The following is a 26421-nucleotide window of genomic DNA, read 5'->3' on the forward strand; positions in this document are numbered from 1 at the left end:
GCTGACGGGTCAGAACATCGTCACCTGCTCGCAGGCGGCGACTTCGATGACCACCGAGCCGTTCGCGCGACCAAGGCGCATGGTGCAGTCGGCGACGGAGTGGAACGTCGCCGACAGCGCGGCGGCGCCGGCGGTCGAGAGTGTGCCGGTCTCGGTGAGCGTGACGACGGCGGCAGCCTCGCCGTCTGGCAATGGTGTCACCCGTCGCACGTCGCTCGTCAGCGTGAAGTCCCAAATCTGGGTGCCGACGGCGAGCGGTGAGGTGGAGGTCGCGGCAAGGCCGGTCAACTGCTCGCGGCCGAGCGCGGCCTGGTAGGTCACCGCGAGGCCGCGGGCGGTGTGCACCGACCCTGCGATGGCAAAGCTCGCCTCCGGCGCCAGGCGCCCCTCCAGCCACGCCACGGCGCCCTGGTAGGTGCCATCCCGCACGAGCTCGTTCGCGTCCTCCGCCGGCCCGTCGAAGAAGCCCCTCGCGTCGTCCTCCGTCACCGCATCCTGCGCCGCCGTGGGCGCTGTAAGCAACGCGAGCGTGAGCAGCGCGGCGATTGTCCTTGTCATGGCCTTCCCCTGTCCCTGCCGTACCGCGAGCCGGCGCGGGGCGGACGGGTTCCTCAGCCCGCGACGATGAGCGACGGGGCGAAGTGGCCCGCTGCGTCCTCCACGGCGCGCGCGAGCGGCATTAGCCCGGCCTCGCCGAACGGGCGGCCGATGAGCTGGAGGCCGAGGGGCAGCCCGTCCGACAGCCCCGCGGGGACCGAGATCGCCGGCAGCCCGGCCATGTTCACCGGCACGGTGAAGACGTCGTTGAGGTACATCGCGATGGGGTCGGGCTTGCCTCCGATGGGGAAGGCCGGGCCCGGCGTCGTCGGTGTCAGGAGTGCGTCGATCCCTTCCGCGAACACGGCCTCGAAGTCGCGCCTGATCAGCGTGCGCACCTTCTGCGCCCGCAGGTAGTACGCGTCGTAGTACCCCGCGGACAGGACGTAGGTGCCGACGAGCACGCGCCGCTTCACCTCCTCGCCGAAGCCGGCGGCCCGCGTCGCCTCCATCATGCCGGCGACGTCCTCGCCGGGCATGCGCAGCCCGTAGCGCACGCCGTCGTAGCGCGCGAGGTTGGAGGAGGCCTCGGCCGGCGCCACGATGTAGTACGCCGGCAGCGCGTACCGCGTATGCGGCAGCGAGACCGGCACGACCTCCGCCCCCGCGGCGCGCAACCACGCCTCGCCCTCGCGCCAGAACGCGACAAGCGCGTCCGGCATGTCGTCGACGCTGTACTCCTTGGGGACGCCGACCTTGAGCCCGCGGACGGGCGCCTCGAGCGCCGCCTCGTAGTCCGCCACCGGCAGGTCCACTGAGGTCGAATCCTTGGGGTCAACCGAGGCCATGGCCCCGAGCATGATGGCCGCGTCGCGCACCGTGCGCGTGACCGGGCCAGCCTGGTCGAGGGAGGAGGCGAACGCCACGATGCCCCAGCGCGAGCAGCGCCCGTACGTCGGCTTCAGCCCCACCGTCCCCGTCAGCGCCGCCGGCTGGCGGATCGAGCCGCCGGTGTCCGTCCCCGTCGCGGCGGCGCACAGCCGCGCGGCCACCGCCGCCGACGAGCCCCCCGACGACCCCCCCGGCACCAGGCGATCCTGCGGGCCCCACGGGTTGAGCACCGGCCCGAACGCGGACGTCTCGTTGGACGAGCCCATGGCGAACTCGTCGAGGTTCAGCTTGCCGAGGAGCACCGCGCCGGCCGCCCAGAGGTTTGCGGTCACGGTGGACTCGTAGGGCGGCACGAAGTCGCTGAGGATGTTGGAGCCGGCGGTGGTGCGCACGCCCTCGGTGCAGAACAGGTCCTTGATGCCGAGCGGGACGCCCTCCAGCGCCCTCCCCTCCCCTTGCTCGAGCCGCGCGTCGGACGCCGCCGCCATCTCTCGCGCCTTCTCGGCCGTCACCGTCACGTAGGCGTTGAGCGCGGCCTGGCGCTCGATGGCGTCGAGGTACGCCTCCGTCAGCTCCGACGCGCGGACGCGCTTGGTGGCGAGCGCATCACGGGCCTCGGCGAGGGTGAGGTCGGTGAGGCTCACTCCACCACCCGAGGCACGAGGAAGAAGCCGTCCGCCGCCTCGGGTGCGTTGGCCAGGATGCGCTGGGGCTCGCCGCCCTCGGTCACCCTGTCGTCGCGGCGACGCAGCCGCGCCTCCACCACCGAAGTCATGGGCTCGACGCCGTCGACGTCCACCTCGCCGAGCTCCTCCACGAAGCCGAGGATGGCGTTCATGTCGCCCGTCAGGCGGGCGGCGTCCTCCTCGCTCACCCTGATGCGCGCGAGCCGCGCGACGCGGCGAACGGTGTCGATGTCGACGGACATGCATTTCTCCGAGGCGGTCGCTCGGTTAGCATTGCCCTCCGGAAGGGCGCAACGCTTCTTCGAGCGTGCCGCCACAGCGGGGAGGAGAGCATTGTGAGCCAAGTCGACGACGAGAAGGACCTGGCCGAGCGGCCGCTGACCCGCGCCGACCTCGATGCCTTCCGGGAGGAGATGCGGCAGGAGTTCGCCACCCTCAGCCGCACGCTGCTCGGCCAGATCCCGCGGCGCGTCCTCCACCATCACGACCTCATGGCCGCGGTGCGCGACAAGGACCGGCGCAGCGCGGCGGACTACGCGCGGCGCACCATGTGGCACCTCACGGCGACTCCGAACCCGCCGGCGGTGTGGGAGCGCGCCATGGCGAGCGTCACGCTGGATGGCCTGTGCCTCGAGTTCGGCGTGTTCCAAGGCAAGTCCATCACGTGGTTCGCCAACAAGCGGCCCGACCTGCACTTCCACGGCTTCGACAGCTTCGAGGGGCTGCCCGAGCACTGGGTGCCAGGGCGCAGCGCGGGCCACTTCGACCAGAAGGGTGCGATGCCCGAGGTGCCAGCCAACGTGACGCTGCACCGCGGCTGGTTCGACGACACCGCGCCGGCCTTCGCCGCCGAGCACCCGGGGGAGCAGCTCGCCTTCGTCCACATCGACGGCGACCTCTACAGCTCGGCCAAGATCGTGTTCGACACCTTCGCGGACGCCATCGTCCCAGGCACCATCGTACTGTTCGACGAGTACTTCAACTATCCTGGCTGGGAGGACCACGAGGTGAAGGCGTGGGCCGAGCACGTCGACAGGCACGCCATCGCCTACGAGTATCTCGCGTTCAACAACCAAGGAACGCAGGTGCTGGCCCGCGTCCTGGAGCGCGGCAGCGCGAACCCGGGCGTGCGCGTCCCCCGCTGAGCGGCTGTGCGCGCGGGTCAGCTCTTGTAGGGGTCGGCGGCGTCGCGCAGGCCGTCGCCGAGGAAGTTGAACGCGAGCACCACGATCACGATGGGAATGACGGGCGCCATCAGCCACGGGTAGATGGTGACGACCGTGATGTCCTGCGCCTCGTTGAGCAGGACGCCCCAGGAGATCGCCGGCCGCTGCAGTCCGAGGTTGAGGAAGGAGAGCGCCGTCTCACCGAGGATCATTGCCGGGATCGACAGCGTTGCCGACGCGATGATGTGGCTGGAGAAACCGGGCAGGAGATGGCGGCCGATGATGCGGGAAGGCTTTGCGCCCATGAGGACGGCCGCGCGCGCGTAGTCCTCCTCGCGCAGGGAGAGGAGCTTGGAGCGCACCGCGCGGGCGAGCCCCGGCCAGTCGAGGAGCCCTAGGATGATGGTGATGCCGAAGTAGATCCACAGCGGCGACCACGTCACGGGTAGCGCCGCCGACAGCGCCATCCACAGGGGCAGCTCAGGGAGCGAGCGCAGGATCTCGATGAGGCGCATGATCGCCCCGTCGACGAGGCCGCCGAAGTAGCCCGCAAGGCCGCCGAACAGCATCCCCAGCACGATGGACACGGTGACGCCGACGAGGCCGACGGTCAGCGAGATCCGTGCGCCGTGGACGAGCCCGGAGAAGACGTCGCGCCCGAGCCGGTCGGTCCCTGCAAGGAACATCGTTCCATCCCGGGGTGGACACACAAGGTGGAGGCGACCCTCCACGAGCCCCCACAGGGTGTAGGGCTCGCCGAGGCACACGAACCTGATCGGCTGGGGCCTCGTGCGGTCCACGACGTACATCCATTGGAAGGTGGTCATGTCGAGCTCGGCGCGGATTGGGTACACGAACGGGGCGCGCAGCGCGCCCTCGTGGAGCACGCGCGGTCGCTGCGGCGGGGCGAACAGGTGGTCCGCATCGCGCTCGTTGGGGTCGTAGGGCGCGATGGGCTCGGCGAACGGGACACACAGGTAGAACACGGCCAGGATCACCGCCGACCACACCGCCACACGATGCCGTCGAAAGCGCCACCAGATGATGCGCCACTGCGAGGCCTGGAAGTAGCGCTCCTGCTCGGGCGTCAGGCGCTCCGCCTCGGTGGGGTCGAAGGGGGCGGCGTCCACGTAGCGCTCGCCGCTCCGCCCGTGCGGCGTCGGCGCGTCCGCCGGCGAGCCGCCGAGGTTGCGCGTCGGATCGGTGCGCTGCACCTCCCTCACGCGGCGGCCCCTTGGCCCAGGCGGATGCGCGGGTCGAGCACGGCGAGGAGGAGGTCGGAGATCAGCATCCCGACGAGGGTCAGCCCCGCGACGAACAGGAGGATGAACCCCGCGAGGTACTGGTCCTGGGACTGGAGCGCGGTGAGGAGCACCGGGCCGACGGTGGGAAGGTTCAGCACCACGGACACGATGACCGAGCCCGACACCAGCGAAGGGATGAGGTTGCCGATGTCGGCGATGAACGGGTTGAGCGCCATGCGCAGCGGGTACTTCAAGACGAGGGTGCGCTCCGATAGCCCCTTCGCCCGCGCCGTCGTCACGTACTGCCGGTGCAGCTCGTCGAGGAGGTTGGCGCGCAGGCGGCGGATCATCGCGGCGGTCCCCGCCGTGCCGATGACGATGGTCGGCACCACGAGGTGGGCAAGCACCGACAGCGCCTTGTCGAGGCTCATCGGCTCGCCGACGAACTGCGGCGCCATCAGCCCGCCGATGGACACCCCGAACCACTCGTTCATCAGGTACAGGAGGATGAGGCCGAGCAGGAAGTTCGGCGTCGCAAGCCCGATGTAGCCGAGGAACGTGAACCCGTAGTCCCCCCACGAGTACTGCCGCGTTGCCGAGTAGATGCCGATGGGGAAGGAGATCAGGTAGACGAACAGGATCGTCGCGAAGTTGAGGATGACGGTGAGGAGCAGCGTCCCGGACACCACATCGCGGACCGGCCGCGAGAACTCGAACGACCAGCCGAAGTTGCCCTGAAGGATGCCGTCGAAGCCGTTGGGACCGGGCCACAGCCCGGCCCACACGCCGTAGCGCTCCAGGAACGGGCGGTCGAGGGCGAACTCGCGGCGCAGGAACTCGAGCTTCGCGATGGACGCGGTCTCGCCCTGCGCGCGGAGCTGGTCGATCTGGTTGGAGAGGTAGTCCCCCGGCGGCAGCTCGATGATGAGGAAGATCAATAGCGAGATGACGAGGAGGGTCGGCACCATGCCCGCCAGCCGTTGCAGGACGTAGGCGAGCACGTGGTTCCTCCGTCAGCCGCCATCCGCGAAGTAGAACTCGTCCGGGCGGTAGAGCCCGAACTGCGCGCCGGGATCCCAGCCGTAGATCGCCTCCTGGGGCACGTTCTTGAGGCCCGCAGAGACGACGACGGGCTGCACGACGCCCTCCACGGTGCCGATGGTGAGCACCTCGTCGGCGTGCAGCCGCACGATGTCGCGCCAAGCCTGCGCTCGTGCCTCCCGGGACGCGCTGGTGAGCCAGCCGTCGTAGAGCGTCATCAGCGTCTTCGCCGGGGGGTAGTCCGGTGCCTCGCCAGCCGCCCCGCCGCTCGCGGCGTGGGCTCCCCACGCGGGGCCCGCGAGGAACATCTCGGACAACGGGATGCGCTCGTCCGGCGGCATGTCGGCCGAGGGCAGGCCGTTGTCGTAGCCGTACCAGACGCTCACGGCGAGCTCGCCGGAGAACGCGCGGTTCCGTAGCACATCGCGCTGCGAGGGCCGCGGGAACAGCCCAACCCCGATCTCCGCCCAAGTGTCCTTGATGAGCTCCAACGCGTCGATCTGGATCGCCTCCTCGCCGGCGGTCTCGACGACGAGCTCCAGCGGGCGCCCGTCCGGAAGGAGGCGGATGCCGGCACCATTCCGCTCGGTGAGGCCGACCTCGTCGAGCAGCGCGTTGGCCCGCTCGGGGTCGTAGGCCGGCGGTTCGGGCGCGCCCTCCCCCTCGAACAGCGGGCTCGCCTCGAGCACCAGGTTGGCCGAGGGCTTGCCGAGTCCGTAGTACAGCACGCGGTTGAGAAGCTCGCGGTCGACGCCGAGCGACAGCGCCTCGCGGAAGCGACGGTCGCGGAACAGCGCGCGCAGCTGCGGGTCGGCGACGGTGAGGTTCGGGTAGATCGCCATGGCCGCGGCGTTCGCCTCAGGCCACAGCCGCACGGAGTAGCCGCGCTGCGCCTCGCCGCGCTTCAAGACCGGCAGGTCCGCGAACACTAGGCCACGCGCCTGGAGGTCCGTCTCGCCCGCCTGCACCTTGGTGGCGATCAGGCTGCCATCGACCACCTGCATGACCACGCGGTCGATGTAGGGGAGCTGGTGCCCGCTCGTCGTCAGCCTGTGGAAGTACGGGTTGCGCACCATGACCGCGCGCCGGTCATTGGACTGCTCCGACGGCACCCAGGGCTGCAGCGAGGGCAGCGCCGGGTTCGTCGCGTCGTACATTTCATCGCGAAGGTTGTGTAGCGGTGCCCACGAGCGGACGCGCGCCTCCGTGACGAGGCGAGCGATCTCGTCCGCATCGCCGTACTTCGGGTTGAACCGCTTCAGGTAGTGCGCCGGGCGGGCGATGAACGGCGGGCGCGCCTGCGCCAGCGTGGGTAGGAAGCGCGGGTTCGGCGCATGCCAGGTGAACCGAACGGTGACGTCGTCGATCACCTCGAAGGTCGGCAGGCGGCCGTTGACGAGCATGAAGGTGTCGGGTGTCGGCGTCAGCTCGGCGTTGGTGAGGACGTCCTCGAACCAGTAGCGGAACGCCTCGGCGGTGAACGGCTCGCCGTCCGACCACCTGTGCCCGCGCCTGAGGTGGAGGGTGAAGGCTCGCCCCTCCTCCTCGTCCACGGCGCGCAGGATGTCCGGCCGTAGCGCGAAGTCCTCGTCGTAGCCGACGAGGCGGGCGTAGCCCCACACGTTGACGAGCCGAACGTCCTTGGCCCGGCCGATGAGGGTGTCGAGGTCGCCGCCATGGACGCCCTCCTCGCGTCCCTTGGCGGACAGGTCGACGACCAGCGGCTCGTCCGGTACCCGCTCCTCGATGGGCGGCAGGCCCTCATGGGTCCGCGACAGGGTCGGCGTCTCCACGAGCGGCGGGCGCCCCGGACCCTGCGCGTGTGCGGCCATCGTCAAGGGAGCGAGGACGGCGGCAGCGAGCACGAGGGTTCGGATCATGCGGCTTCCTTCATGACTCGCGCCTCGCCGGGGGCGCAGACGGTGTGGCCCGGCCCTCGCGGCACCATGACCGGCGCGGCTCCGGGGACGATGCGATAGGGCTCCGGCCAGGCCTCCGGATCGGACGCTCGGCCGGCCGACAGGCGCTCGAAGTCGAGCGGGTGGTCGAGGTTCGCGGTAGGCACGGCGGCGAGCAGCGCCTGCGTGTAGGGGTGCTGCGGGCGGTCGATGACGGCGCGCGTCGGACCGAGCTCCACGAGGCGCCCCCGGCACATCACCGCGATGCGGGTCCCGAGGTAGTCCACCACCGCGAGGTTGTGGCTGACGAAGAGGTAGGTGAGGTGGAGCTCTCGCCTCAAGTCGTTGAGCAGGTTCAGCACCTGGGCCTGGACCGAGACGTCGAGCGCCGACACAGGCTCGTCGCACACGAGGAGGTCGGGGCGCAGCGCCAGCGCCCGCGCGATGCCGACCCTCTGGCGCTGCCCGCCGGACAGCGAGTGCGGGTAGCGGCGCAGCATCTTCGCATCGAGCCCGACGAGGCCCATGAGCTCGCGCACGTGCGCGGCACGCGCGTCGGCCGTGCCGACGCGGTGGATCACCAGCGGCTCGGCGATGATCTCGTTCACCGACATGCGCGGGTTGAGCGAGGAGTACGGGTCCTGGAACACGAGCTGCACACGGCGGCGGTAGGCGGCGAGCGCCTCGCCCGACAGCGAGGCGACGTCCTGCCAGCCCTCGCCCGTCCGCAGCCGCACCGTCCCCGACGTCGGCGCGAACGCCCGCATCACCGCCATCGCCACCGTCGTCTTGCCGGAGCCCGACTCCCCGACGAGCCCGAGGCACTCGCCGGCGTCGATGGCGAACGAGACCTGCTCGACCGCGGTCACCACCTTCGGCGCAGCGAACAGGCTCCCCTTCCGCAGGGCGAAGCGCTTGACCAGCGCGTCCACCTCCAGGAGCGGCGCTCCGCGATCCACCGCGCACGGCGCGCCGAAGGCGTCGAGCTTCGGCGTGATCGGCCGGATCGGAGAGAGCCTCGTGTCCATGGAGAACGTCGGCACGGCCTTCAGAAGCGCCTTGAGGTAGGGGTGCTCGGGGGCGGTGAAGACCTCCTGCGCGGTGCCGCGCTCCATGACCCGGCCCTGGTAGACCACCACCACCTCGTCGGCGAGGTTCGCGACGACGCCGAAGTCGTGCGTGATGAGGAGCACCGACATGCCGAGCTCAGCCTGGACGTCCCGCAACAGCTTCAGGATCTCGGCCTGGATGGTGACGTCGAGCGCGGTCGTCGGCTCGTCGGCGATGAGAAGCGCGGGCCGGCACATCATCGCCATCGCGATCATCGCACGCTGGCGCAGGCCGCCCGACAGCTCGAACGGGTAGGCGTCCACGGCACGCGCAGGGTCGGGGAAGCGCACGAGCGCCAGCATGTCGCGGGTCGCCGCGCGGGCGGCGGCGCGGTCCATGCCGCGGTGCAGCCGGCCGGCCTCGCCGATCTGATCGCCGATGGTGTGCAGCGGCGACAGGCTCGTCATCGGCTCCTGGAAGATCATCGCGATGCGGTTGCCGCGGATCGACCGGATCGCCGTGCCGTCGCGCGGCAGCGCTGCAAGGTCGATGACCGCGCCCGTCGCCGGATCGTCGAACAGGATCGAGCCGGCGGCGATCCTCGCGGAGGACGGCAACAGCCCGATGACGGCCTGTCCGATGGTGGACTTGCCCGAGCCGGACTCGCCGACGACGGCGACCGTGCCACCCTTCGGGATGCCGAACGACACGCCGTCCACGGCGCGCACGATGCCGTCCGCACGATAGTCGATGACGAGGTCACGGACGTCGAGGACGTTCAACGTGGAGCCTCCGCGGCAACGAGCGCTCTCTAGTGCCATGTTCCCTGAGCGAGGGCAACGCGGCCCCCGCCCGCCGCTCGGCCTAGGCGACGCCGCCGCAGCGCTCCAGCGGGTTGTTGCGCCCCCACCAGTCGAGCGAGCTCTCGAGCGCTCCCGTGAGGTCGGCCACGCCCTCGCGGACGGCCGAGAAGGCGTTGGGCGGGCGATCGTCGATGCGGCCGTGCACCTCGCCAGGCCAGCGCACGAGCGTTCCTCCGAGCCGCTTGGCGAGCTTCTGCATCGCCCGGTTCTCCGGCAGGCAGGCCATCGACAGCGAGCGAACTCCCCCGTTGCGCGCACGCAGCACCAGGCGCTGGAACAGCCTTGCGCCGAGGCCGCAGCGCTGCCACGGCGCCTCGACGCTGAAGGCAGCCTCCGCCTCGAACGTCCCGTCGTTGTAGGGGCGCAGCTCGGCGACCCCGCGCAGGACCCCCGAAACGAACGCGCCCTCGACCATGCCCAGCCGATCGCCGCAACCGGACGCATACTCGGCGACGAGGGCGTCGGACACAGGTCTGCAGAAGCGGCGCACGCGGCTGTGCGCGTCGAGCCGCAACAGGTGCTGTGCGAACTGCGCACCTTCGGACCGCCGCAGCCGCCGCAGGACGGCATGTTGTGCGGCCTGTCGACCGCCGCGGACATCACGCAGAAGAGACGCCATGGGACACCGATCCTCGTCGAACACCACGCGAGGATGGATGCCGAATGCCCCGCCGACAACGGCGCCCGTTGCAACGCTGGTCCGACGTAGACCGATCGAGCGGACGGACCGCTCTACGAAGGGTCGAACCACGCCGGTCACCGACCTGACCCGTCGGCGGGGGACCTTACGCGATCCCGAGCGTCTTCAGCTTGCGGTGGAGGGCCGAGCGCTCCATGCCGACGAACTCGGCGGTGCGCGACACGTTGCCGGAAAAGCGGTTGATCTGTGCGCGCAGGTAGTCGCGCTCGAAGATCTCGCGGGCCTCGCGCAGCGGCAGGGCCATGATGTGCTCGCCGCCGGACTGGGACGACAGCGGCGGCACGATGGCCCCGATCTCGTTGGGCAACAGGTCCGCCGAGACCGGGTCGTTGGGGTCGCCGTCGCGGGTCAGGATCAGCAGGCGCTCCACGTTGTTCTTGAGCTGGCGCACGTTGCCCGGCCAGTCGTGCGCCTGGAGGACGGCCATCGCGTCCTCGCCGACGATGCGGCGCGGCAGCCCTTGGTTCTCCGCGGTCTGGCGCAGGAAGTAGTCGATCAGCATCGGCACGTCCTCGCGGCGCTGGGCCAGCGCGGGGACACGGATGGGCACGACGGACAGGCGGTGGAAGAGGTCCTCGCGCACCCTGCCGTCGGCGATCTCCTCGGCCATGTCGCGCGCCGAGGAGGAGATGACACGCACGTTCACCCTCACCTTCTGGGTGCCGCCGACCCGGGTGAACTCCTGCGCCACGAGGACGCGCAGGATGCGGGCCTGCGTCTCCAGCGCCATGTCGCCGATCTCGTCGAGGTAGAGCGTGCCGCCATGCGCCTCCTCAAGGGCGCCCACCGACGCCGCGCGGCCCGGTCGCGCCTCCGCGCCGAACAGCGCCTCGTCCATGCGGTCGGGGGTGATCGAGGCCGAGTTCACCAACACGAACGGCCCGTCCTTGCGCAGGCTCTTGGTGTGGATGGTGCGGGCGACGAGCTCCTTGCCGGAGCCCATCGGCCCCATGATCATGACGCGCGAGTTGGTCGGCGCCACCTTGTCGATGATGGCCCGCATCTGGTTCATCACCGCCGAGCCGCCGATGAGGTCCTGGTACTCGCCCGACTTCGTCCGCAGGCTCTCGACCTCGCGCCGCAGACGAGAGTTCTCCAAGGCGCGCTCGGCGGCGAGGAGCAGGCGGTCGGCCTTCAGCGGCTTCTCGATGTAGTCGTAGGCGCCGCGCTTGATGGCCGACACCGCGGTCTCGATGTTGCCGTGCCCCGAGATCATCACGATGGGCATCAAGGTGTGCTGTGAGCGGATGGTGTCGAGGAGCTGCAGCCCGTCAAGCTTGGACCCTTGCAGCCAGATGTCGAGGAAGGTGAGCTGCGGGCGGCGCGCCCCGATCGTGGCGAGCGCCTCGTCGGAGTCCGCCGCGGTGCGAACCTCGTAGCCCTCGTCCTCCAGGATGCCGGCGATGAGGTTGCGGATGTCGATCTCGTCGTCGACGACGAGGATGTCGGATGCCATCAGAACTCCACGTGCCTTGGGCGGCACCGGATGCTTGCGATCGTGCGCCGCCTACGTCGCGCGGTGCGCCGCGAGCGTCAAGCAGACTGCCGCCCGGCGCAGGTCGGCGCTAGGCCTTGATCTCGATCTCCACGAACGCGCACTCCTCTGCTGCGGTGCTGACGACGTCGTGCTCCACACCGGCCCTGCGGAAGTAGGGCAGGCCGCGTCGCATCTCGCCGCGTGTGCGGTTCCCGTCCGCATCGACGAGCTCCAGGGCACCGTCGAACAATGGCACCACCACGTAGTCGAACTCGTGCCGGTGCCAGCCCGTGTTGTCGCCGGCGCGCGGGAACCGCCACTCGGTGACCCTCACGCGGTCGTTGTCCTCGAACACGGTGGGGTGCGCGGTTCCGGTCACTGCGGCCTCCTGCGGGTGTCGGTCATCGGTCGGCCTCGGCAGGCAGGGCGAAGCGCACGCACGCACCACGGGTGTTGTGCGACACCGACGACGCGTCGAGGAGCTCGATGCGTCCGCCCTGCTCCTCGGCGATCTTCTTGACGATGGCGAGGCCGAGCCCTGTGCCCTTCTCGCGCGTCGTCATGTAGGGCTCGAGGAGCCGCTCGCGGCCGCTCGCCGGAAAGCCGAGGCCGTTGTCGATGACGTCGACCACGACCTCGCCGGCCAGGCGGTGGAGCCGCACCTCGATGCGGCCACGCTCGCCGCCACGGTCCGCATCGCTGGTCTGCTCGATGGACTCCGCCGCGTTCTTCACGAGGTTCGAGAGGGCTTGCGCGACCAGGCGCTGGTCGAAGTGCGCGATCACCGGCTCGTCCGGGATGTCGGTGCGCTTCTCCACCCGCTCGCGTCCGATGCCCTGGAGGAACACCGCCTCGCGCACCGCCTCGCGCAGGTCCCGGCGCTCCATGGCGGGCGCGGGCATGCGCGCGAAGTTGGAGAACTCCGTCACCATGCGGCCGATGTCGTCCACCTGCCGCACGATGGTGTCCACGCACTGGTCGAACACCTCGTGGTCGTCGGCGCGGATCTGCTTGCCGTAGCGCCGCTTGATGCGCTCGGCCGAGAGCTGGATCGGCGTCAGCGGGTTCTTGATCTCGTGGGCGATGCGGCGCGCCACGTCCGCCCAGGCGGAGGTGCGCTGCGCGGTGACGAGGTCGGTGATGTCGTCCAGCGTGAGGACGAAGCCGGGGCGCGCGGCGTCGGCGCGGTCGGTCGTGGCACGCACCAGGATCGTGCGGTCGCGTCCCCTGCGCGCCAGGTTGATCTGCTCCGGCTTGATGCGCAGCCGCAGGAGGCCGTCCCCTGCCTCGAGGATCGGGGCGAGCTCGGGGACGCTGTCGGCCAGCCGCCGACCGACGACCTCGCGCTCGAAGAGGTCGAGCATGGCGAGCGCCGAGGTGTTGGCGAGCGTGACGCGGCCCTCCGCGTCCGTCCCGATGACGCCGGCCGAGACGCCCCCCAACACCGCCTCGGTGAAGCGGCTGCGGCGGCCGAGCTGGTCGTTCGCTGCGACGAGGTCGGAGCGCTGCCGCTTCAACGTCGACGTCATGTCGTTGAAGGTCTCGCCGAGGTGCGCGATGTCGCCGTCGAAGAAGCGCACGGGCACCTCCACGTCGAGGTCGCCCTTGGCCACCCGGTCGGAGGCGCCGATGAGCTCGCGGATCGGTGTCACGAGGCGGTTCGCGAAGCCGAAGCCGAGGTAGATCGCGCACACCAGGAGGACGAGGGTGACGCCGGCGTAGACCAGCCCGAAGGCCATCGAGACGCCGAGGCGGGACTGCTCGAGCTGGATGTACTCCTCGGCGTTGGCCCGTGTCAGGCGCAGGAAGCCGTTGACCTGCGGGTCCATCAGGCGCGCGATGTAGAGGTAGGTGTCGCGGTAGGAGTCGAGCTTCATGATGCCGCCCACCTGGTCCGCCTCGCCGGGGGCGATGAGGACGGGCTGGCCCTTCAGCGCCTCGCGCATGGCGTCCGGCGGCGGCATCCTGAGCTCGATGTCCGGGTTCACCACGGCGCGGGTGATGACCTCGCCCGCCCCGTTGAGCAGGAACGCCGACGGGAGCTGGCGCAGCGCGGCCTGGGCTTGGAAGATCGTGTCGAAGCGGCTGGGCTCGAAGTCGTAGACCTCCTTGGCGCGGTCGATGTCGCGCGCCATCGCCACGAGGTCGGAGCGCAGCACTCGCGCGTGCTCGCCGACGTAGGCGTCCGCCACGGCGACCGAGTTGGCGACGATCGCCTGGGTCCGCTCCTCGAACCAGCGGTCGAGCCCGCGCGACAGCGTGAAGGTCGCGACGACGGCGACAAGGGCCGCCGGAAGCACCGCCATGATCGAGAACAGCGCGACGATCCGCACATGGAGCCGCGCGCCCGCACGCCGGGCCGATCGCGCCCGCCAGAGCTTGGCCGCCTCGTAGGCGACCCCTCCGAGGAGCAGCGCGACGAGGACGGCGTTGATGACGAGCGCCACCGTGATGACGCGTCGGCTCGGGTCGATGGGCGTCAGCCCGGTCAGGATGAGGAACGTCAGCGTCACCGCGACCAGCGCCAGCGGGATCACTGCGATCCCAAGGCTGCGCACCGGACTGTCGAACGGCGGACGATAGGGAACTGCGGCGTCGGCCATGGCCGCTCCTGACGCGCTTCACATCGGAGGCTCGAAGGTTATGTGACGGGCGCACGGGATCGGGTCAAGGAAGGCGCACCAGGCGCTTCCGGACCGCGGGGGGCAGCCATGAGCACGGAGCGGCCGCGCATCGTGATCGCCGGCGCGGGGCACGCAGCGCTCGTGGCGCTCGACCGCCTCGCCGGGGCAGCGGACGGCGCGCGTCTCACCCTCGTGACCGAAGGTACGCATGCGCACTACTCGGGCATGGTTCCAGGGTGGATCGAGGGGATCTACGAGGCCGCGTCCATGTCGATCCCCCTCGCTCCGTTCGCCTCACGCGCCGGCGTCGAGCTCGTCGAGGGCAGGATCGTCGGGGCGAACGAGGAGGAGCTCCGCCTCGCCGACGGGAGGCGCGTCGCCTACGACGCCCTCGTCGTCAACGCCGGCTCGGTGGCAGCCCGGCCTGGCCCCCTCGCCGACCCGCGGGTCATCGCGGGCAAGCCTTTCGACGCGATGATGGCGGGCCTCGAGCCCACCCTCGGCACCGCGACCTCCTTCGCGGTCGTGGGTGCCGGCGTCGCCGGGATCGAGGTGACGCTGGCGCTCGCGGCGCGTCGGCCCGACGCTGCGATCGCCTTGGTCGAGCGGCAGGCCGACCTCCTCGCCGGGCTGCCCGCCGGCGTCGGCCGGCGCGTGCGTCGACGCCTCGTCGAGGCAGGAGTCGCGCTGCGCTTGGGCAGGAAGGTCGCGGCGGTGCACGCGGACGCCTTGGAGCTCACCGACGGGCACACCGTTCCCGCCGATGCCGTCCTCGCCTTCACCGGACCCGCCCCGCCTGAGTGGCTGGCCCGCACGCCCTTCGCGCGCACCGCCGACGGCTACCTTGCCACCGACAGTGCGCTGCGCTCCACCTCCCATAGCAGGGTGCTCGCCGTGGGGGACGCGGCGACTCGCGTCGACGACCCACGACCGAAGGCCGGCGTGTTCTCCGTGCGCTCCGGCCCGCCGCTCGCCGACGCCATCGCCGCCCTGGCCCGCGGGCATCCGCCGACGCCGGTGCGCCTGCAGCGCCGCGGCCTCATCCTGCTGTCGACGGGGGACCGCCGGGCGATCGGCACGCGCAACGGCCTCCTCGTCGAGGGACGTTGGGTCTGGCGCCTGAAGGACCGCTTCGACCGTGCCTTCGTGGACCGCTTCCGCCTTCCTTGACCGCGGACGCTGGCCAACACCGCGCGTAGCTCCTATGGCGGGCGATGGCCCTCGCGCTGCGCGTCTTCCTCCCGTTCGCCTTCGCCTACCTGCTCGCCTACCTCATGCGCGTGGTCAACGCCGTAGCCGGCGCGCCGCTCACCGCCGAGTTCGGGCTGTCGCCGGCCGACCTCGGCCTGCTGACGAGCGTCTACTTCGTCGGCTTCGCGGTGATGCAGATCCCGTTCGGCGTGCTGATGGACCGCTACGGCCCGCGCCGGGTCGAGGCGCTCGCGCTCTTGTTCGCCGCGGCAGGCTGCGTCCTTTTCGCGCTCGCCGCCGCCTCCCCGCACCTCCTCCTCGGCCGCTTCCTCATGGGGCTCGGCGCCTCGATGTCGCTGATGGCCCCGATGACCGCGTACCGCAGCTGGTTCACCCCGGAGCGACGGGCGCTCGTCATCGGCCTCCACATGGCCTTCGGCGGGCTCGGCAGCGCCATCGCCGGCGGTCCGGCCGAGGCGCTCATCGACGCGGTGGGGTGGCGTGGGATGTTCCTCGTCCTCTCGGGAGGCATCGTCGTCGCCGCGCTCACCATCGCGCTGGTCGTGCCGCGGCAGCGCGAGCCGCAGGCGGCGGTGCGGATCCTTGCGCTCACCCGCGAGGTCGCTTCCGTGCTGAGGAGCCCGGCCCTGTGGCGCGTCGCCCCGCTCTCGGCGACGGTGCAGGTGGGCATGCTGGCCGTGGTCGGGCTGTGGGCCGGGCCGTGGCTGCGCGAGGTCGCGGGGATGACGGACGACGTCGCCGCGGGCTGGCTCTCGGCGGCCGGGATCGGCCTCGTCGCCGGGTTCCTGTTCTACGGCGCGCTGTTCGCCCGCGTGGAGCGCACCGGGCACGCGACGACCGCCTTCGTCGTCGGCTCCCTCGTCACGGTCGCGTTCCCGCTCGTCCTTATCGTGGTGCCGCCGAGCTACAGCGGGATCGTCTGGATCCTTTACGCCGCGGTAGGCTCGGTGGGCGTCCACAGCTACAACATCGCGACGTCGGCGTTCCCTGCCGCGATGGCGGGCCGCGTCAACACCGCGCTCAATTTCGTCGTCTTCGTCGCCGCGTTCCTCGGCCAGTGGGGCTTCGGCGTGGTGCTCGCCGCCTACCCCGGGGAGCGCGGACAGGCCACCTACGAGGGCTTCCAGGCCGCCTTCCTTTTGCTGATCGCGATCCAGCTCGTCAGCGCACTGCCCCTCTTGTTTCGGGCGGGCGGACGACGCGCGGACGCACGCGCCCATTGAGCGTGTCTCCATCCGCCGCCGTAGGAGGCGAGGTCGGGCGTCGCCCACCGCCGCCATGCGCCAACCGCGCCGGTGATTACGCTGCGGCCTTCTCCCTGATCTGCGCGAGCTTGGCCAGCTTGGCGAGGACCATGGCGACGCCCTTGACGCGCTTGTCGGCGTCGGGCCAGTCGCGGATGAACACCACCTTCTGGTCCGGACGCATCTTGGCGAGCGTGCCCTCCCCGGCGATCATCGCGACGAGGCCCGTGGCGTTGGCGAACTCGTTGCCACGGAACGTCACGACGCAGCCCTTCGGCCCGGCGTCGATCTTCTCGACGTTGGCGCGCCTGCACAGCGACTTGATGTACACGATCTTCATCAGCCACTCGACCTCATCGGGTACCCGGCCGAAGCGGTCGACGAGCTCGGCGCCGAAGGCGTCGATGGCCTGGGCGTCGTCGAGGTCGGCGAGCCGGCGATAAAGGCTCATGCGCAGCTGCAGGTCGGGGATGTAGTCCTCGGGGATCAGAACCGGGATGCCGATGGAGATGTGCGGCGACCAACGGTCCTCGACCTCCTCGTCTGAGCCCGTCTTCAGCGAGGCGACCGCTTCCTCGAGCATCGACTGGTAGAGCTCGAAGCCGACCTCCTTGATGTGGCCGGACTGCTCGTCGCCGAGGAGGTTGCCGGCGCCGCGGATGTCGAGGTCATGGGAGGCGAGCTGGAAGCCCGCCCCGAGGTTGTCCAGCGACGACAGCACCTTGAGGCGGCGCTGCGCCGGCGCGGTGAGCGTCTTGTCGAGGGGGGTCGTGAGCAGCGCGTAGGCCCGTGTCTTGGCCCGGCCGACCCGGCCGCGGATCTGGTAGAGTTGGGCGAGGCCGAACATGTCAGCGCGGTGCACGATGAGGGTGTTCGCGGTCGGGATGTCGAGGCCGGACTCCACGATGGTCGTGGCGAGGAGCACGTCGTACTGCCCGTCGTAGAACGCGTTCATCACGTCGTCGAGCTCGGTGGCCGACATCTGCCCGTGCGCCACCGCGACCTTCACCTCCGGCACGTGCTGGGCGAGGAACTCCTTCTGACCGGCAAGGTCTGCGACGCGCGGGCAGACGTAGAACGACTGGCCGCCGCGGTAGCGCTCGCGCAGAAGCGCCTCGCGGATCGTCAGCGGGTCGAAGGGCGTGATGAACGTGCGCACGGTCAGCCGGTCCACCGGCGGCGTCGCGATGATGGAGAGCTCGCGCACCCCGGTGAGCGCGAGTTGCATGGTGCGCGGGATCGGCGTCGCGGACAGCGTGAGGACGTGCACGTCCGCCTTGAGCTCCTTCAGCTTCTCCTTGTGCTTGACGCCGAACTTCTGCTCCTCGTCGACGATGAGGAGGCCGAGGTCGCGGAACTCGACGGACTTCGACAAGAGTGCGTGGGTGCCGACCACGAGGTCGATTTCGCCGGACTTCAAGCCCTCGCGGACCACGCGCATCTCCTTCGTCGAGACGAGGCGGGAGGCCTGAGCGACCTTGATCGGCAAGCCGGCGAAGCGCTCGGCGAACGTCTTGTAGTGCTGGCGCGCAAGCAGCGTCGTTGGGACGATCAGCGCTACCTGCCGGCCGCTCATTGCTGCGAGGAAGGCGGCGCGGATCGCGACCTCGGTCTTGCCGAAGCCGACGTCGCCGCACACCAGGCGGTCCATGGGACGACCGGCCGCGAGGTCGTCGGAAATGGCATCGACGGCGGCGAGCTGGTCGTCCGTCTCGTTGTACGGGAACTTCGCGACGAACTCGTCGTAGACGCCCGATGGCGGCTCGATCACCGGCGCCTTCTTCATCATCCGCTCGGCGGCCGTCCTGATGAGGCCGCCGGCGATCTCGCGCACGCGCTCCTTCATCTTGGCCTTGCGCGCCTGCCAGCCCGCGCCGCCGAGGCGGTCGAGCTGGACGCCCTCGGTCTCCTGCGAGCCGTAGCGCGACAACAGGTCGATGTTCTCCACCGGCAGGTAGAGCTTGTCGTCCTTCTGGTAGGCGATCTCTACGCAGTCGTGAGGCGCGCCTGCGGCTTCCAGGGTCTTCAAGCCGAGGAAGCGGCCGATGCCGTGGTCGAGGTGGACGACGAGGTCGCCCTCGGCGAGCGAGGCGGCCTCCGTGAGCACGTTGGCGTCGCGCTTGCGCCGGCGACCGGACGAGACGAGGCGGTCGCCGAGGACGTCTTGCTCGGCAACGACGACGTAGTCCGGCGCCTCGAAGCCGTCCTCGATCTCGAGCACCGCGAGGGCGGCCTCCCCGGGCTTCAGCGCGCCGACCTCGGGCATCGAGGCGACCGGTGTAAGCCGCTTCAGCCCCTGGTCCGCGAGCACCTGCCCCATGCGGCTGAGCGAGCCCTCCGACCAGGCGGCGATGACGACCCGCCGACCCTCGCGGCGGATGGCGTCGACGTACTCAGACAGGACGGCGAAGATGTTGACCTTGCCCGCCGACCTCTCCGCCGCGAAGGAGCGGCCGACCTTGCCGCCAGCGGGGATCGTCAGCGCATCCTCGCGGTCGGGCTCGTCGAACGGCGTGAGGTGGATCATGCGGTGCCGGTCGAAGAGCTCGGCGGGCGTCATGCCCGTGAGGTAGAGCTCGCTCGTCGGCAGCGCGTGGTAAGGGGCGCCTTGCGCGACCTGCGCCACCGCCGAGTTGCGCGCGGCGTAGTGGTCCTCGATCTCCGCGATGCGCTTGGCGATGGCGTCCTCGACCAGGTGGTCGATCACGCAGGGCGCGTCCGGCACGTAGTCGAACATCGTCGCGAGGCCATCGTGGAACAGCGGCATCCAGTGCTCGACGCCGGACGCGCGGACGCCCTCCGACACCGAGTGGTAAAGGATGTCGTCCTTGGAGGGCGCGCCGAAGTGGCGAAGGTACCCCTCGCGAAAGCTCGAGATGCTGTCTTCGGAGAGGATCACCTCGCTCATGGGGATGAGCTCGATGGCGTCCCACTGCCCCGTGGTGCGCTGGGTCTCCGGATCGAAGGGCCGGATCGTCTCCAAGGTGTCGCCGAAGAAGTCGAGCCGCACCGGCTGGTCCGTGCCCGGCGCGAAGAGGTCGACGATGCCGCCGCGGACCGCGTACTCCCCCGCCTCCCGCACCGTCGGCGTGCGCAGGAACGCGTTGTCCTCGAGCCAGGCGACGACGTCGTTCATCGCGACGTCCGCGCCGGCCTTGTGGTGGCGCGTCGCTGCGCGGATGACTTCTGGGCGCGGGACGCGCTGCAGGACAGCGTTCGCCGTCGTCATCACCACGAGCGGGGTGTCGCCCTCGCGCTCGGCGAGCGCCGCCAGCGCGCCGGTGCGCCGCGCCTGCACCACGGCCGAGGGCGAGGCGCGGTCGTAGGGCATGCAGTCCCATGCCGGGAGGTGGACGACGGGCACGTCCGGCGCGAAGAAGTGCAACGCGTTCTGGGCCGAGCGCAGCCGCGCCCAGTCCCGTGCGACGTAGACCACGGGCCCCTTCGTGGCCGCGGCCAGAGTCGCGAGGACGTCGCCCTCCATGCCGTCGGGCACCTGGGTCACGGTGAGCTCGCGCGGCAGGTCGGGCTCGGCGAGCTTCGTGAGGCTTGGCTTGGAGAGCGCGCGGATCTCGTCGAGGGACAGCGCCTTGGGCTTGGCCATCAGACCGCCTTGTGAAACGCGATGACGCGGGACAGAACCGTCGAGCGATGATTGTTCGGGACGTCCGTCTGCTCGGTGATCCAGCGATAGAGCTCGGGATCGGGAACCGCGAGCAGCGCCTCCATCTCGCCGACCTCGTCCTCGCTCCAGCCCTCGATGGTGGAGTCGGCGAAGCGGCCGAGGAGGAGGTCCATCTCCCGCGTGCCGCGGTGCCAGGTTTGGTAGAGCAGGCGCTTGCGGCGCGGGTCGAGGCCTGCGGACGAGCGGGTGGTGCCGGACATTGGGCTCCTTCGGCGGGCGAACGCGAACACGCGCCCCGGCAGCCCTTGCGAGCGCCGGTGTGACGGATCGCAACGATATTGGTCGGCTGACCGGCGCGGTCAATCGGCTCGCCGGGGTCGGGCCAGGCCGAGCCGAGCGGCTGGCGCACCTTCTCGACCGACCGAGCGCTGCGGAGACGCGTGTCTTCGACGTCCTAAACCACATGCCGCTGTCGGTCGTTGACCGCCGGCACCGCACGGCGGTGGTCGATCTTCCCGAGCGTGGCGTGGCGACGGTCGCGGTTCGCGTCGCCCGTCATGAGCGTTCGGGCAGCCCGAAGGGTCCCGTGCGCGCCATCGGCGATGACGGCACCGGGGAGCTGGCCGTGGTCTACTTCCGCGGCGGGCTCACCTGGCTTGCCGGCGCGTACCCGCTCGGCGCCTGGGTCCGCGTGTCGGGCGACGTCACCTGGCGGGACGGCCGCCCCCAGATCGTCCACCCCGACGCGTCCGCGGTGGTCGACGGGCCCGACGCTCCGGCGGGGCCGGGCTTCGGGCTCGAGGCGCAGTACCGGCTGACGCCGGGCCTCACCGCGGGCGTCTTCGCGGGCATCATCGGCGCGGCGCTTGAGCGGGTCGGCGCGCCCGCCGAGTGGCTCGATCCCGCCTTCCAGGCGCGTGGGCGCATGCCCGGGCTCGCCGAGGCCTACCGCGCCGTCCACCGCCCAAGCACCCTCGACGAGGCAGCGCCGGGCTCGCCGGCGCGCCGGCGGCTCGCCTACGACGAGCTCCTGGCGAGCCAGCTCGCCCTCGCGGTGATCCGCGACCGCGAGCGCACCACCAAGGGCCGCGCCCGGCGCTGGGACGCCGCCGCCATCGACCGGCTCGAGGCCTCGCTCCCGTTCGCGCTGACCCCGTCGCAGCGGCTCGCCGTCGCGGAGGTCTCCGCCGACCTTGCCTCGCCCCACCGCATGATCCGCCTTCTGCAAGGCGACGTCGGGTCGGGCAAGACCGTCGTCGCCCTCCTCGCCGCGGCGATGGCGGCGGGTGACGGCGGGCAGACGGCGGTGATGGCGCCCACCGACCTCGTCGCGCGCCAGCACCATGAGACGTTGTCGCGCACCCTCGCGCCGCACGGGCTCGCGGTGCGCCTCCTCACCGGCCGCGTGTCCGAAGCCGATCGTGCCACCGCGCTGGAAGAGCTCGCCGACGGGCGCGCCAAGGTGGCGGTCGGCACCCACGCCCTGTTCCAGTCGCGCGTCGCCTTCGCCGACCTTGCCCTCGTCGTCGTCGACGAGCAGCACCGCTTCGGCGTCGCGCAACGCATGGCGCTGTCGCAGAAGGGCCCGGCGAGCGACCTCCTCGTGATGACCGCGACGCCGATCCCACGCACGCTCGTCCTCGCCCAGTACGGCGACATGGACGTCTCGCGCCTGACCGACAAGCCGGCCGGACGCCAGCCGGTGGAGACGCGCGCCCTTCCCCTCTCTCAGCTCGATGCCGTCGTCGAGCGCCTCGCCACCGCGGTCGCGCGCGGCGAGAAGGCCTACTGGGTTTGTCCGCTCGTCGAGGCGGACCGGTCGTCCACCATGGCCTCAGCGGTGGCGCGGCACGACGCGCTCGCCCGGTGTCTCGGAGGCCATGTCGGGCTCGTGCACGGCCGCACGCCAACACCCGAGCGCGAGGACGTCATGGCCGCGTTCCGCGACGGCGCGCTCTCGGTGCTCGTGGCGACCACCGTCGTGGAGGTGGGCGTCGACGTGCCCGACGCCACGATCATGGTGATCGAGGACGCCGAGCGGTTCGGCCTGTCGCAGCTCCACCAGCTCCGCGGTCGGGTGGGACGCGGCGCGCGCCCCTCCACGTGCGTCCTGCTGTACCGCCCTCCCCTCGGGGCCGTCGCGCGCGAGCGGCTCGACACCATGCGGGCGACCAACGACGGCTTCCGCATCGCCGAGGACGACCTGCGGCTCCGCGGCGAGGGCGAGGTCCTGGGGACGCGTCAGTCCGGCGCGCCGCAGTTCCGCGTCGCCGACCTCGAGCGCGACGGCGACCTCCTGGTCGCTGCGAGCGACGACGCCCGCCTGATCGTGGCCACCGACCGGAACCTCGCGAGCCCGCGCGGACGCGCCCTGCGCGGGCTCCTGACGCTCCACGAGCGGCGCCGCGCCATCGAGAGGCTGCGGGCGGGCTGACGACGCACACCGCGGCGGTCGGCCGCCGGGGCTACCGCGTCGCCGGAGTGGGCGGGACGAGCGGCGAGCCGACCACGTCCGGTCCGATGGCGGCGAGCGGTCGGGCGATGGCAGCGGGGTCGAAGCCGAACGCCTCGGCGAGGTCGGAGACGATGAGGCGCCGCGCGCTGCGCAGGTCCGCGGAGGCAAGCTCGGCGCGGGTTGCGCCGACCCCGTCGCCGCTCCAGCCGGCGAGCTCACCCGCGGCCTCCTCGATGAGCCGCTCCAGGGCAGAGACCGCCTGGTCCGCCGGGCTGTCCGGCGCCGCGAAGCGGTGCAGCATCGCCGCCTGCCGCTGCGTCCCCGAAAACGCCTCGATCAAGTAGGTGCGGTTGCGCTCCGCCGCCAGGAACGGCAGGCTCGGCCTTCCGCCATCCAACGGGGCAGCGAGGTTGCCCGCCAGCCGGTCGACCGCAGCGAGGATGCCGGAGATGAGGTCGTGGAGGCGCCGTCGGGAGGACAGGTCGTCCGCCCCGCCCGCCCAGTGCGCATCGACGAGGCCCTCGCGCCAGCGCTGCTTCATGGCAAGGGCGACCTCTCGCACGTTGGCGACGATGGTCACCGCGAGGGCACAGCGCTCGCCGTCCGTCTCGCCGTCGAGCACCACCATCTCGAGGGCGGGCAACCCAGTCAGCGCGGGCTCGAGCCCACGCAGCGCGGAAAGCTGCGCCGGGACTCGCTCCAGGCTGACGATGAGCGCACCGACCCGCTCGCGGCCATCCGATGCAGCATCGAAGGTCGTCAGAAGCTCCTCGACAGCGGTGCGATTTTGATCGGTGCCGTAGCCGAGGGCGATGACCGAAGCGGCCGCCCGCACCGTCGCGAGGAACGCGGCGCGCAAGGGGTCGTCGGACCGTTCGTCGGCGATGACGCAGCGGCGCAGGACGACGTTCTGCAGCGCCAACGCCGCGTCAGCGAGGCGCGCAAGCGGCCCCATGACGAGTTCCGCAACGAGGACGCTCGCTGCGGGCCCGCGCAGGCTATCGGGCTGCTCCACCGTCGCCGTCGTCCCGGTCATCGCCGCCGTCGCCGCACGAGCCACGTCGGGCGCAAGCAGCCGCTCCGCCGGCCGTGCCTCGAACGGCGAGGGAACGATCACGAGGGGCGCGCTCTCGGGTGGCGACTGTGCCGTTGCCTGCAGCGACGCGGCGGCAACGCCGAGGGACGCCAGGCAAAGGACGCTCCTTCTCATCGCGCCAACGTCAACGCCGACGCATCGCAAGGACCTCGTCGAGCCGCGAGCGGTACTTCTTCGCCTGTGCGGCGAGGGAGAAGTTCTCCATCACGTAGGCCCGCGCCACGCGCGCCCGGCGCGCGCGCTCGGCAGGGTTCGTGCGAACTGCACGCATGGCTTCCACGGCACTCTCCAGCCTCGGCGCGGCCCACACCTGACCGCCATCGACGAAGATGTACTCGTTCGGCCGCGGCTCGACGAGGTCGTAGTCGACGAGGAAGGCGTGCTCCGGCCGAGTGAAGTCCATGTTGCCCGAGTAGGCGGTCGCGAGGATGGGCACGCCAAGACCCATCGCCTCGATCAGCCCGAAGCCCCACCCCTCCGATCGATGCAGCGAGACGTAGCAGTCCGCCCCCTTGATGAGCTTCATGAGCTCGCCGTAGCGCAGCGTCTCGTTGAGGATGGTGATGCGCGGATCGTGCGTCGCGACCTCGATCAGCCGATCCCACCTCAGCGTCTGGTGCGGGTCGCTCACGAAGTCGCGGTTGTGCGTCTTGAGGACGAGGTGGACGTCGTCGTCTGCGTCGTCGAACGCGGCACGGAACGCCTCGACGACCCCATGGGGGTTCTTGCGCTCCACGAACGAGAACGAGTCGAAGGCGGCGAGGAACACGAACGTGTTCGGCCCCACCGGCAGCCGCTCCGACAGCCAGGCCCGTGCGACGTCGCGACCCGGATCGGAAACCGGCTCCACCGCCATGCCGACGTTGTGCACCGGCTTGCCAGCGTCCGCGTAAACCGACACCCCGTAGTCCGTCGCGACCCAGATCTCGTCCACTAGCTCGATGGCGAGCTCCTGCGCCCTGGACGGGCGCGACAGCTCCCAGAAGAAGTAGCCGATGTTGTAGGCGCCGTTGAACGCGTCGCGCAGGTACGCGAGCGCCATCGGCAGCGTCTCGCCGTTGAGGTGCAGGAGGTTGACGTCCGCCGGCCGGGGCAGGCCGAAGGCGAGGCTGTTCGAGTTCATGCCGATGGGCGCAGGGTTGTCGAGGTCGAAGTCGACCACGTTCGGCGTGTAGCCCGCAGCCTTGAGCGTCGCCGCCGACAGCCGCGCCGCCTGGCCGAGGCCGGACGACTTGGCGAAGGGACCGATGATCTGGACGGGCACACGCTCCTGCGTCCGATCGGTCGTTGGAGCGAACCGCGCCGCTTCGAAGCGGTTGCCGTGCGTGTCGAAGGCAAGGAACCGCCGACGCTTCAAGTCGAAGCCGAGGCTGGCGAGGTGCCTTGCGTAGCGCGTCGCGTCGAACAGCTCGCCGATGGCCTCCCCACTCGGGTGCAGCGACTGGACCGTCCTATCGAACAAGGTTTCGCGCGGCGGCCCGTCGAACAGCGCGGTGAGGTTCTTCTGCGGCAGGAAGCGGATCACCCCAGGCTGCGCCATCGCCTCCAGGAGGAGCCAGACGTGGACGAGAAGGCGATGCTGCTCGATGGTGCCGTCGAACACGTGAAAGCGCACGTTCGCGTTGAAGTGCCCCTCGATGAACACCGACAACGGCCAGTCCTGCCCCATGTAGCGGACGGGGATCCGACGCAGCGCCTCGACGTAGTATTCCGGAACCAGGCAGTCCTCGACATGCAGCTCGACGGCGCGTTCGACGCACCACCAGCGCACGAACTCCTCATAGCGACCCTGGTCGGTGAGCGGAAACAGCGTCACCCCGTGCGCCGACGTAAGGCCGTAGGAGAGCGATGCGCGTGAGATCTTGTGCTCGACGCCCAGCAGCGCGACGGGGCAGTTGAGGTAGGCGATCTCCTTGGCCCCCAACGGGCCGCGCATGGGTCGGCGCACGTCGAGGTAGTGATCGAGGTACCAGCGCAGGTAGCGGTTCTTCGTCGCCTCCGAGCCGTCGAGGGGATGGGTCGCGTCCTTCTTCAGCCGCACGTGCTGAAAGTCGAGGTAGCGGGAGACCGAGCATCGCGCGTCCGCGGTCCCATTGCCGCCGCGCAAGAACAGCCTCTCGTGCAGTGGGAAGCGCTTCGGCTCGCCGCGGACGGGCTCCGCAGAGCCGTCGCCGACGAGCGCCGCGCGCGTGACTTGGGCGATGGCGTTCTCGAGGGCCGGGCGCATGGCGGCCCGGACCTCGTCGGTGAGCGATGCCTCGTGGCGCAGAACGCGCTCACCGACCTTCTCGTAGCAGCCGTCGCGTCGCCGCACGAAGATCTCCACCGGCAGGTCGCGTCGCGCGACTCCCTCGCCGACGACGTCCGGCACGTGCCAATGAAAGCCGCAGTGCGGGGGACCAAGGCCCGCCTCTGCAACATCGAACCGGGCGATGTCGGCCCGCACGATCCCGCTCGGCACCCCATCCACGAGGAACTGAACCGTCAGCGGCGCGCTCGACCGGTCCTCGCGAGGGCAGATCCAGCCAGCGATCTGCGAGGGCGTGAAGACGTCGATGTTGTAGTTGTAGGCGACGGTCTCGCTCACTCTGTTCCTTCTCGTGGCCTCACGG

The 26421-nt window shown here is 70.8% G+C and carries 19 protein-coding genes; 4 read left to right on the forward strand and 15 right to left on the reverse strand.

Annotation, left to right across the window (positions count from 1 at the left end; translation table 11 throughout):
• Positions 1-9 precede the first annotated feature (9 nt).
• From ACOOE8_RS02225 to gatC, 3 genes are read right to left on the reverse strand one after another with little or no spacing between them, the layout of a single operon-like run.
• Positions 10-558, reverse strand: coding sequence for a hypothetical protein (locus ACOOE8_RS02225; RefSeq protein ID WP_420393260.1), 549 nt, complete (start codon positions 556-558; stop codon positions 10-12).
• 53 nt (positions 559-611) lie between these two features.
• Positions 612-2072 carry an Asp-tRNA(Asn)/Glu-tRNA(Gln) amidotransferase subunit GatA gene (gene gatA, locus ACOOE8_RS02230; RefSeq protein ID WP_420393261.1) on the reverse strand — a complete coding sequence of 487 codons (1461 nt, stop codon included), beginning with the start codon at positions 2070-2072 and terminating at the stop codon, positions 612-614.
• Complete coding sequence (gatC, locus tag ACOOE8_RS02235; protein ID WP_420393262.1) at positions 2069-2356, reverse strand: Asp-tRNA(Asn)/Glu-tRNA(Gln) amidotransferase subunit GatC; 288 nt, start codon at positions 2354-2356, stop codon at positions 2069-2071. Before gatC ends, gatA begins: the two co-directional genes overlap by 4 nt.
• 93 nt (positions 2357-2449) lie before the next feature.
• On the opposite strand from gatC, the gene ACOOE8_RS02240 reads away from it, so the two are divergent.
• Positions 2450-3259 (forward strand): class I SAM-dependent methyltransferase, encoded by an 810-nt coding sequence (locus tag ACOOE8_RS02240; protein ID WP_420393263.1) that lies wholly within the window; start codon positions 2450-2452, stop codon positions 3257-3259.
• Between the two features lie 17 nt (positions 3260-3276).
• Here the strand turns inward: ACOOE8_RS02240 and ACOOE8_RS02245 are convergent, their stop codons facing one another.
• The 8 genes from ACOOE8_RS02245 to ACOOE8_RS02280 all read right to left on the reverse strand — a co-directional run bounded on the left by ACOOE8_RS02245 (position 3277) and on the right by ACOOE8_RS02280 (position 14156).
• Positions 3277-4410 (reverse strand): ABC transporter permease, encoded by a 1134-nt coding sequence (locus ACOOE8_RS02245; RefSeq protein ID WP_420394601.1) that lies wholly within the window; start codon positions 4408-4410, stop codon positions 3277-3279.
• 89 nt (positions 4411-4499) lie between these two features.
• Positions 4500-5525: an ABC transporter permease gene (locus tag ACOOE8_RS02250; RefSeq protein ID WP_420393264.1), complete on the reverse strand. Its 1026-nt coding sequence runs from the start codon at positions 5523-5525 to the stop codon at positions 4500-4502.
• A 12-nt stretch (positions 5526-5537) separates the two neighbouring features.
• The gene (locus tag ACOOE8_RS02255) at positions 5538-7445 is read right to left on the reverse strand and encodes an ABC transporter substrate-binding protein (RefSeq protein WP_420393265.1); all 1908 of its coding nucleotides are present in this window, start codon (positions 7443-7445) and stop codon (positions 5538-5540) included.
• Positions 7442-9295 (reverse strand): ABC transporter ATP-binding protein, encoded by a 1854-nt coding sequence (locus tag ACOOE8_RS02260; RefSeq protein WP_420393266.1) that lies wholly within the window; start codon positions 9293-9295, stop codon positions 7442-7444. The genes ACOOE8_RS02255 and ACOOE8_RS02260 overlap by 4 nt, the downstream gene beginning before the upstream one ends.
• Positions 9296-9377: 82 nt before the next feature.
• The gene (locus ACOOE8_RS02265) at positions 9378-9995 is read right to left on the reverse strand and encodes a GNAT family N-acetyltransferase (RefSeq protein WP_420393267.1); all 618 of its coding nucleotides are present in this window, start codon (positions 9993-9995) and stop codon (positions 9378-9380) included.
• A 166-nt stretch (positions 9996-10161) separates the two neighbouring features.
• Positions 10162-11532: a sigma-54-dependent transcriptional regulator gene (locus ACOOE8_RS02270; protein ID WP_420393268.1), complete on the reverse strand. Its 1371-nt coding sequence runs from the start codon at positions 11530-11532 to the stop codon at positions 10162-10164.
• 109 nt (positions 11533-11641) lie between these two features.
• The gene (locus ACOOE8_RS02275; RefSeq protein WP_420393269.1) at positions 11642-11932 is read right to left on the reverse strand and encodes a cupin; all 291 of its coding nucleotides are present in this window, start codon (positions 11930-11932) and stop codon (positions 11642-11644) included.
• A 22-nt stretch (positions 11933-11954) separates the two neighbouring features.
• Positions 11955-14156, reverse strand: a complete 2202-nt coding sequence (locus ACOOE8_RS02280) for an ATP-binding protein (protein ID WP_420393270.1) — start codon at positions 14154-14156, stop codon at positions 11955-11957.
• Positions 14157-14264: 108 nt separating this feature from the next.
• Here ACOOE8_RS02280 and ACOOE8_RS02285 point away from each other — a divergent pair, with 108 nt between their 5' ends.
• Together ACOOE8_RS02285 and ACOOE8_RS02290 are read left to right on the forward strand one after the other, a co-directional pair.
• The gene (locus ACOOE8_RS02285) at positions 14265-15347 is read left to right on the forward strand and encodes an FAD-dependent oxidoreductase (protein ID WP_420393271.1); all 1083 of its coding nucleotides are present in this window, start codon (positions 14265-14267) and stop codon (positions 15345-15347) included.
• A gap of 44 nt (positions 15348-15391) precedes the next feature.
• On the forward strand, positions 15392-16612 hold the full coding sequence (locus tag ACOOE8_RS02290; RefSeq protein ID WP_420393272.1) for an MFS transporter: 1221 nt from the start codon (positions 15392-15394) through the stop codon (positions 16610-16612).
• A gap of 76 nt (positions 16613-16688) precedes the next feature.
• On the opposite strand, the gene mfd is transcribed toward ACOOE8_RS02290, so the two are convergent.
• Together mfd and ACOOE8_RS02300 are read right to left on the reverse strand one after the other, a co-directional pair.
• Positions 16689-20117, reverse strand: a complete 3429-nt coding sequence (gene mfd / locus ACOOE8_RS02295; protein WP_420394602.1) for a transcription-repair coupling factor — start codon at positions 20115-20117, stop codon at positions 16689-16691.
• A gap of 119 nt (positions 20118-20236) precedes the next feature.
• Entirely contained in the window at positions 20237-20518 is a 282-nt protein-coding gene (locus ACOOE8_RS02300) for a succinate dehydrogenase assembly factor 2 (RefSeq protein WP_420393273.1), read from the reverse strand.
• A 59-nt stretch (positions 20519-20577) separates the two neighbouring features.
• Between ACOOE8_RS02300 and recG the strand changes: the two genes are divergently transcribed.
• The gene (recG, locus tag ACOOE8_RS02305) at positions 20578-22692 is read left to right on the forward strand and encodes an ATP-dependent DNA helicase RecG (protein ID WP_420393274.1); all 2115 of its coding nucleotides are present in this window, start codon (positions 20578-20580) and stop codon (positions 22690-22692) included.
• 31 nt (positions 22693-22723) lie between these two features.
• Here the strand turns inward: recG and ACOOE8_RS02310 are convergent, their stop codons facing one another.
• Positions 22724-23830, reverse strand: a complete 1107-nt coding sequence (locus ACOOE8_RS02310) for a hypothetical protein (RefSeq protein WP_420393275.1) — start codon at positions 23828-23830, stop codon at positions 22724-22726.
• A 103-nt stretch (positions 23831-23933) separates the two neighbouring features.
• The gene (locus ACOOE8_RS02315; RefSeq protein WP_420393276.1) at positions 23934-26396 is read right to left on the reverse strand and encodes a glycosyltransferase; all 2463 of its coding nucleotides are present in this window, start codon (positions 26394-26396) and stop codon (positions 23934-23936) included.
• Positions 26397-26421: the final 25 nt, after the last annotated feature.

Origin of the sequence: Acuticoccus sp. (assembly GCF_965213555.1) — a bacterium.
Classification (GTDB): domain Bacteria; phylum Pseudomonadota; class Alphaproteobacteria; order Rhizobiales; family Amorphaceae; genus Acuticoccus.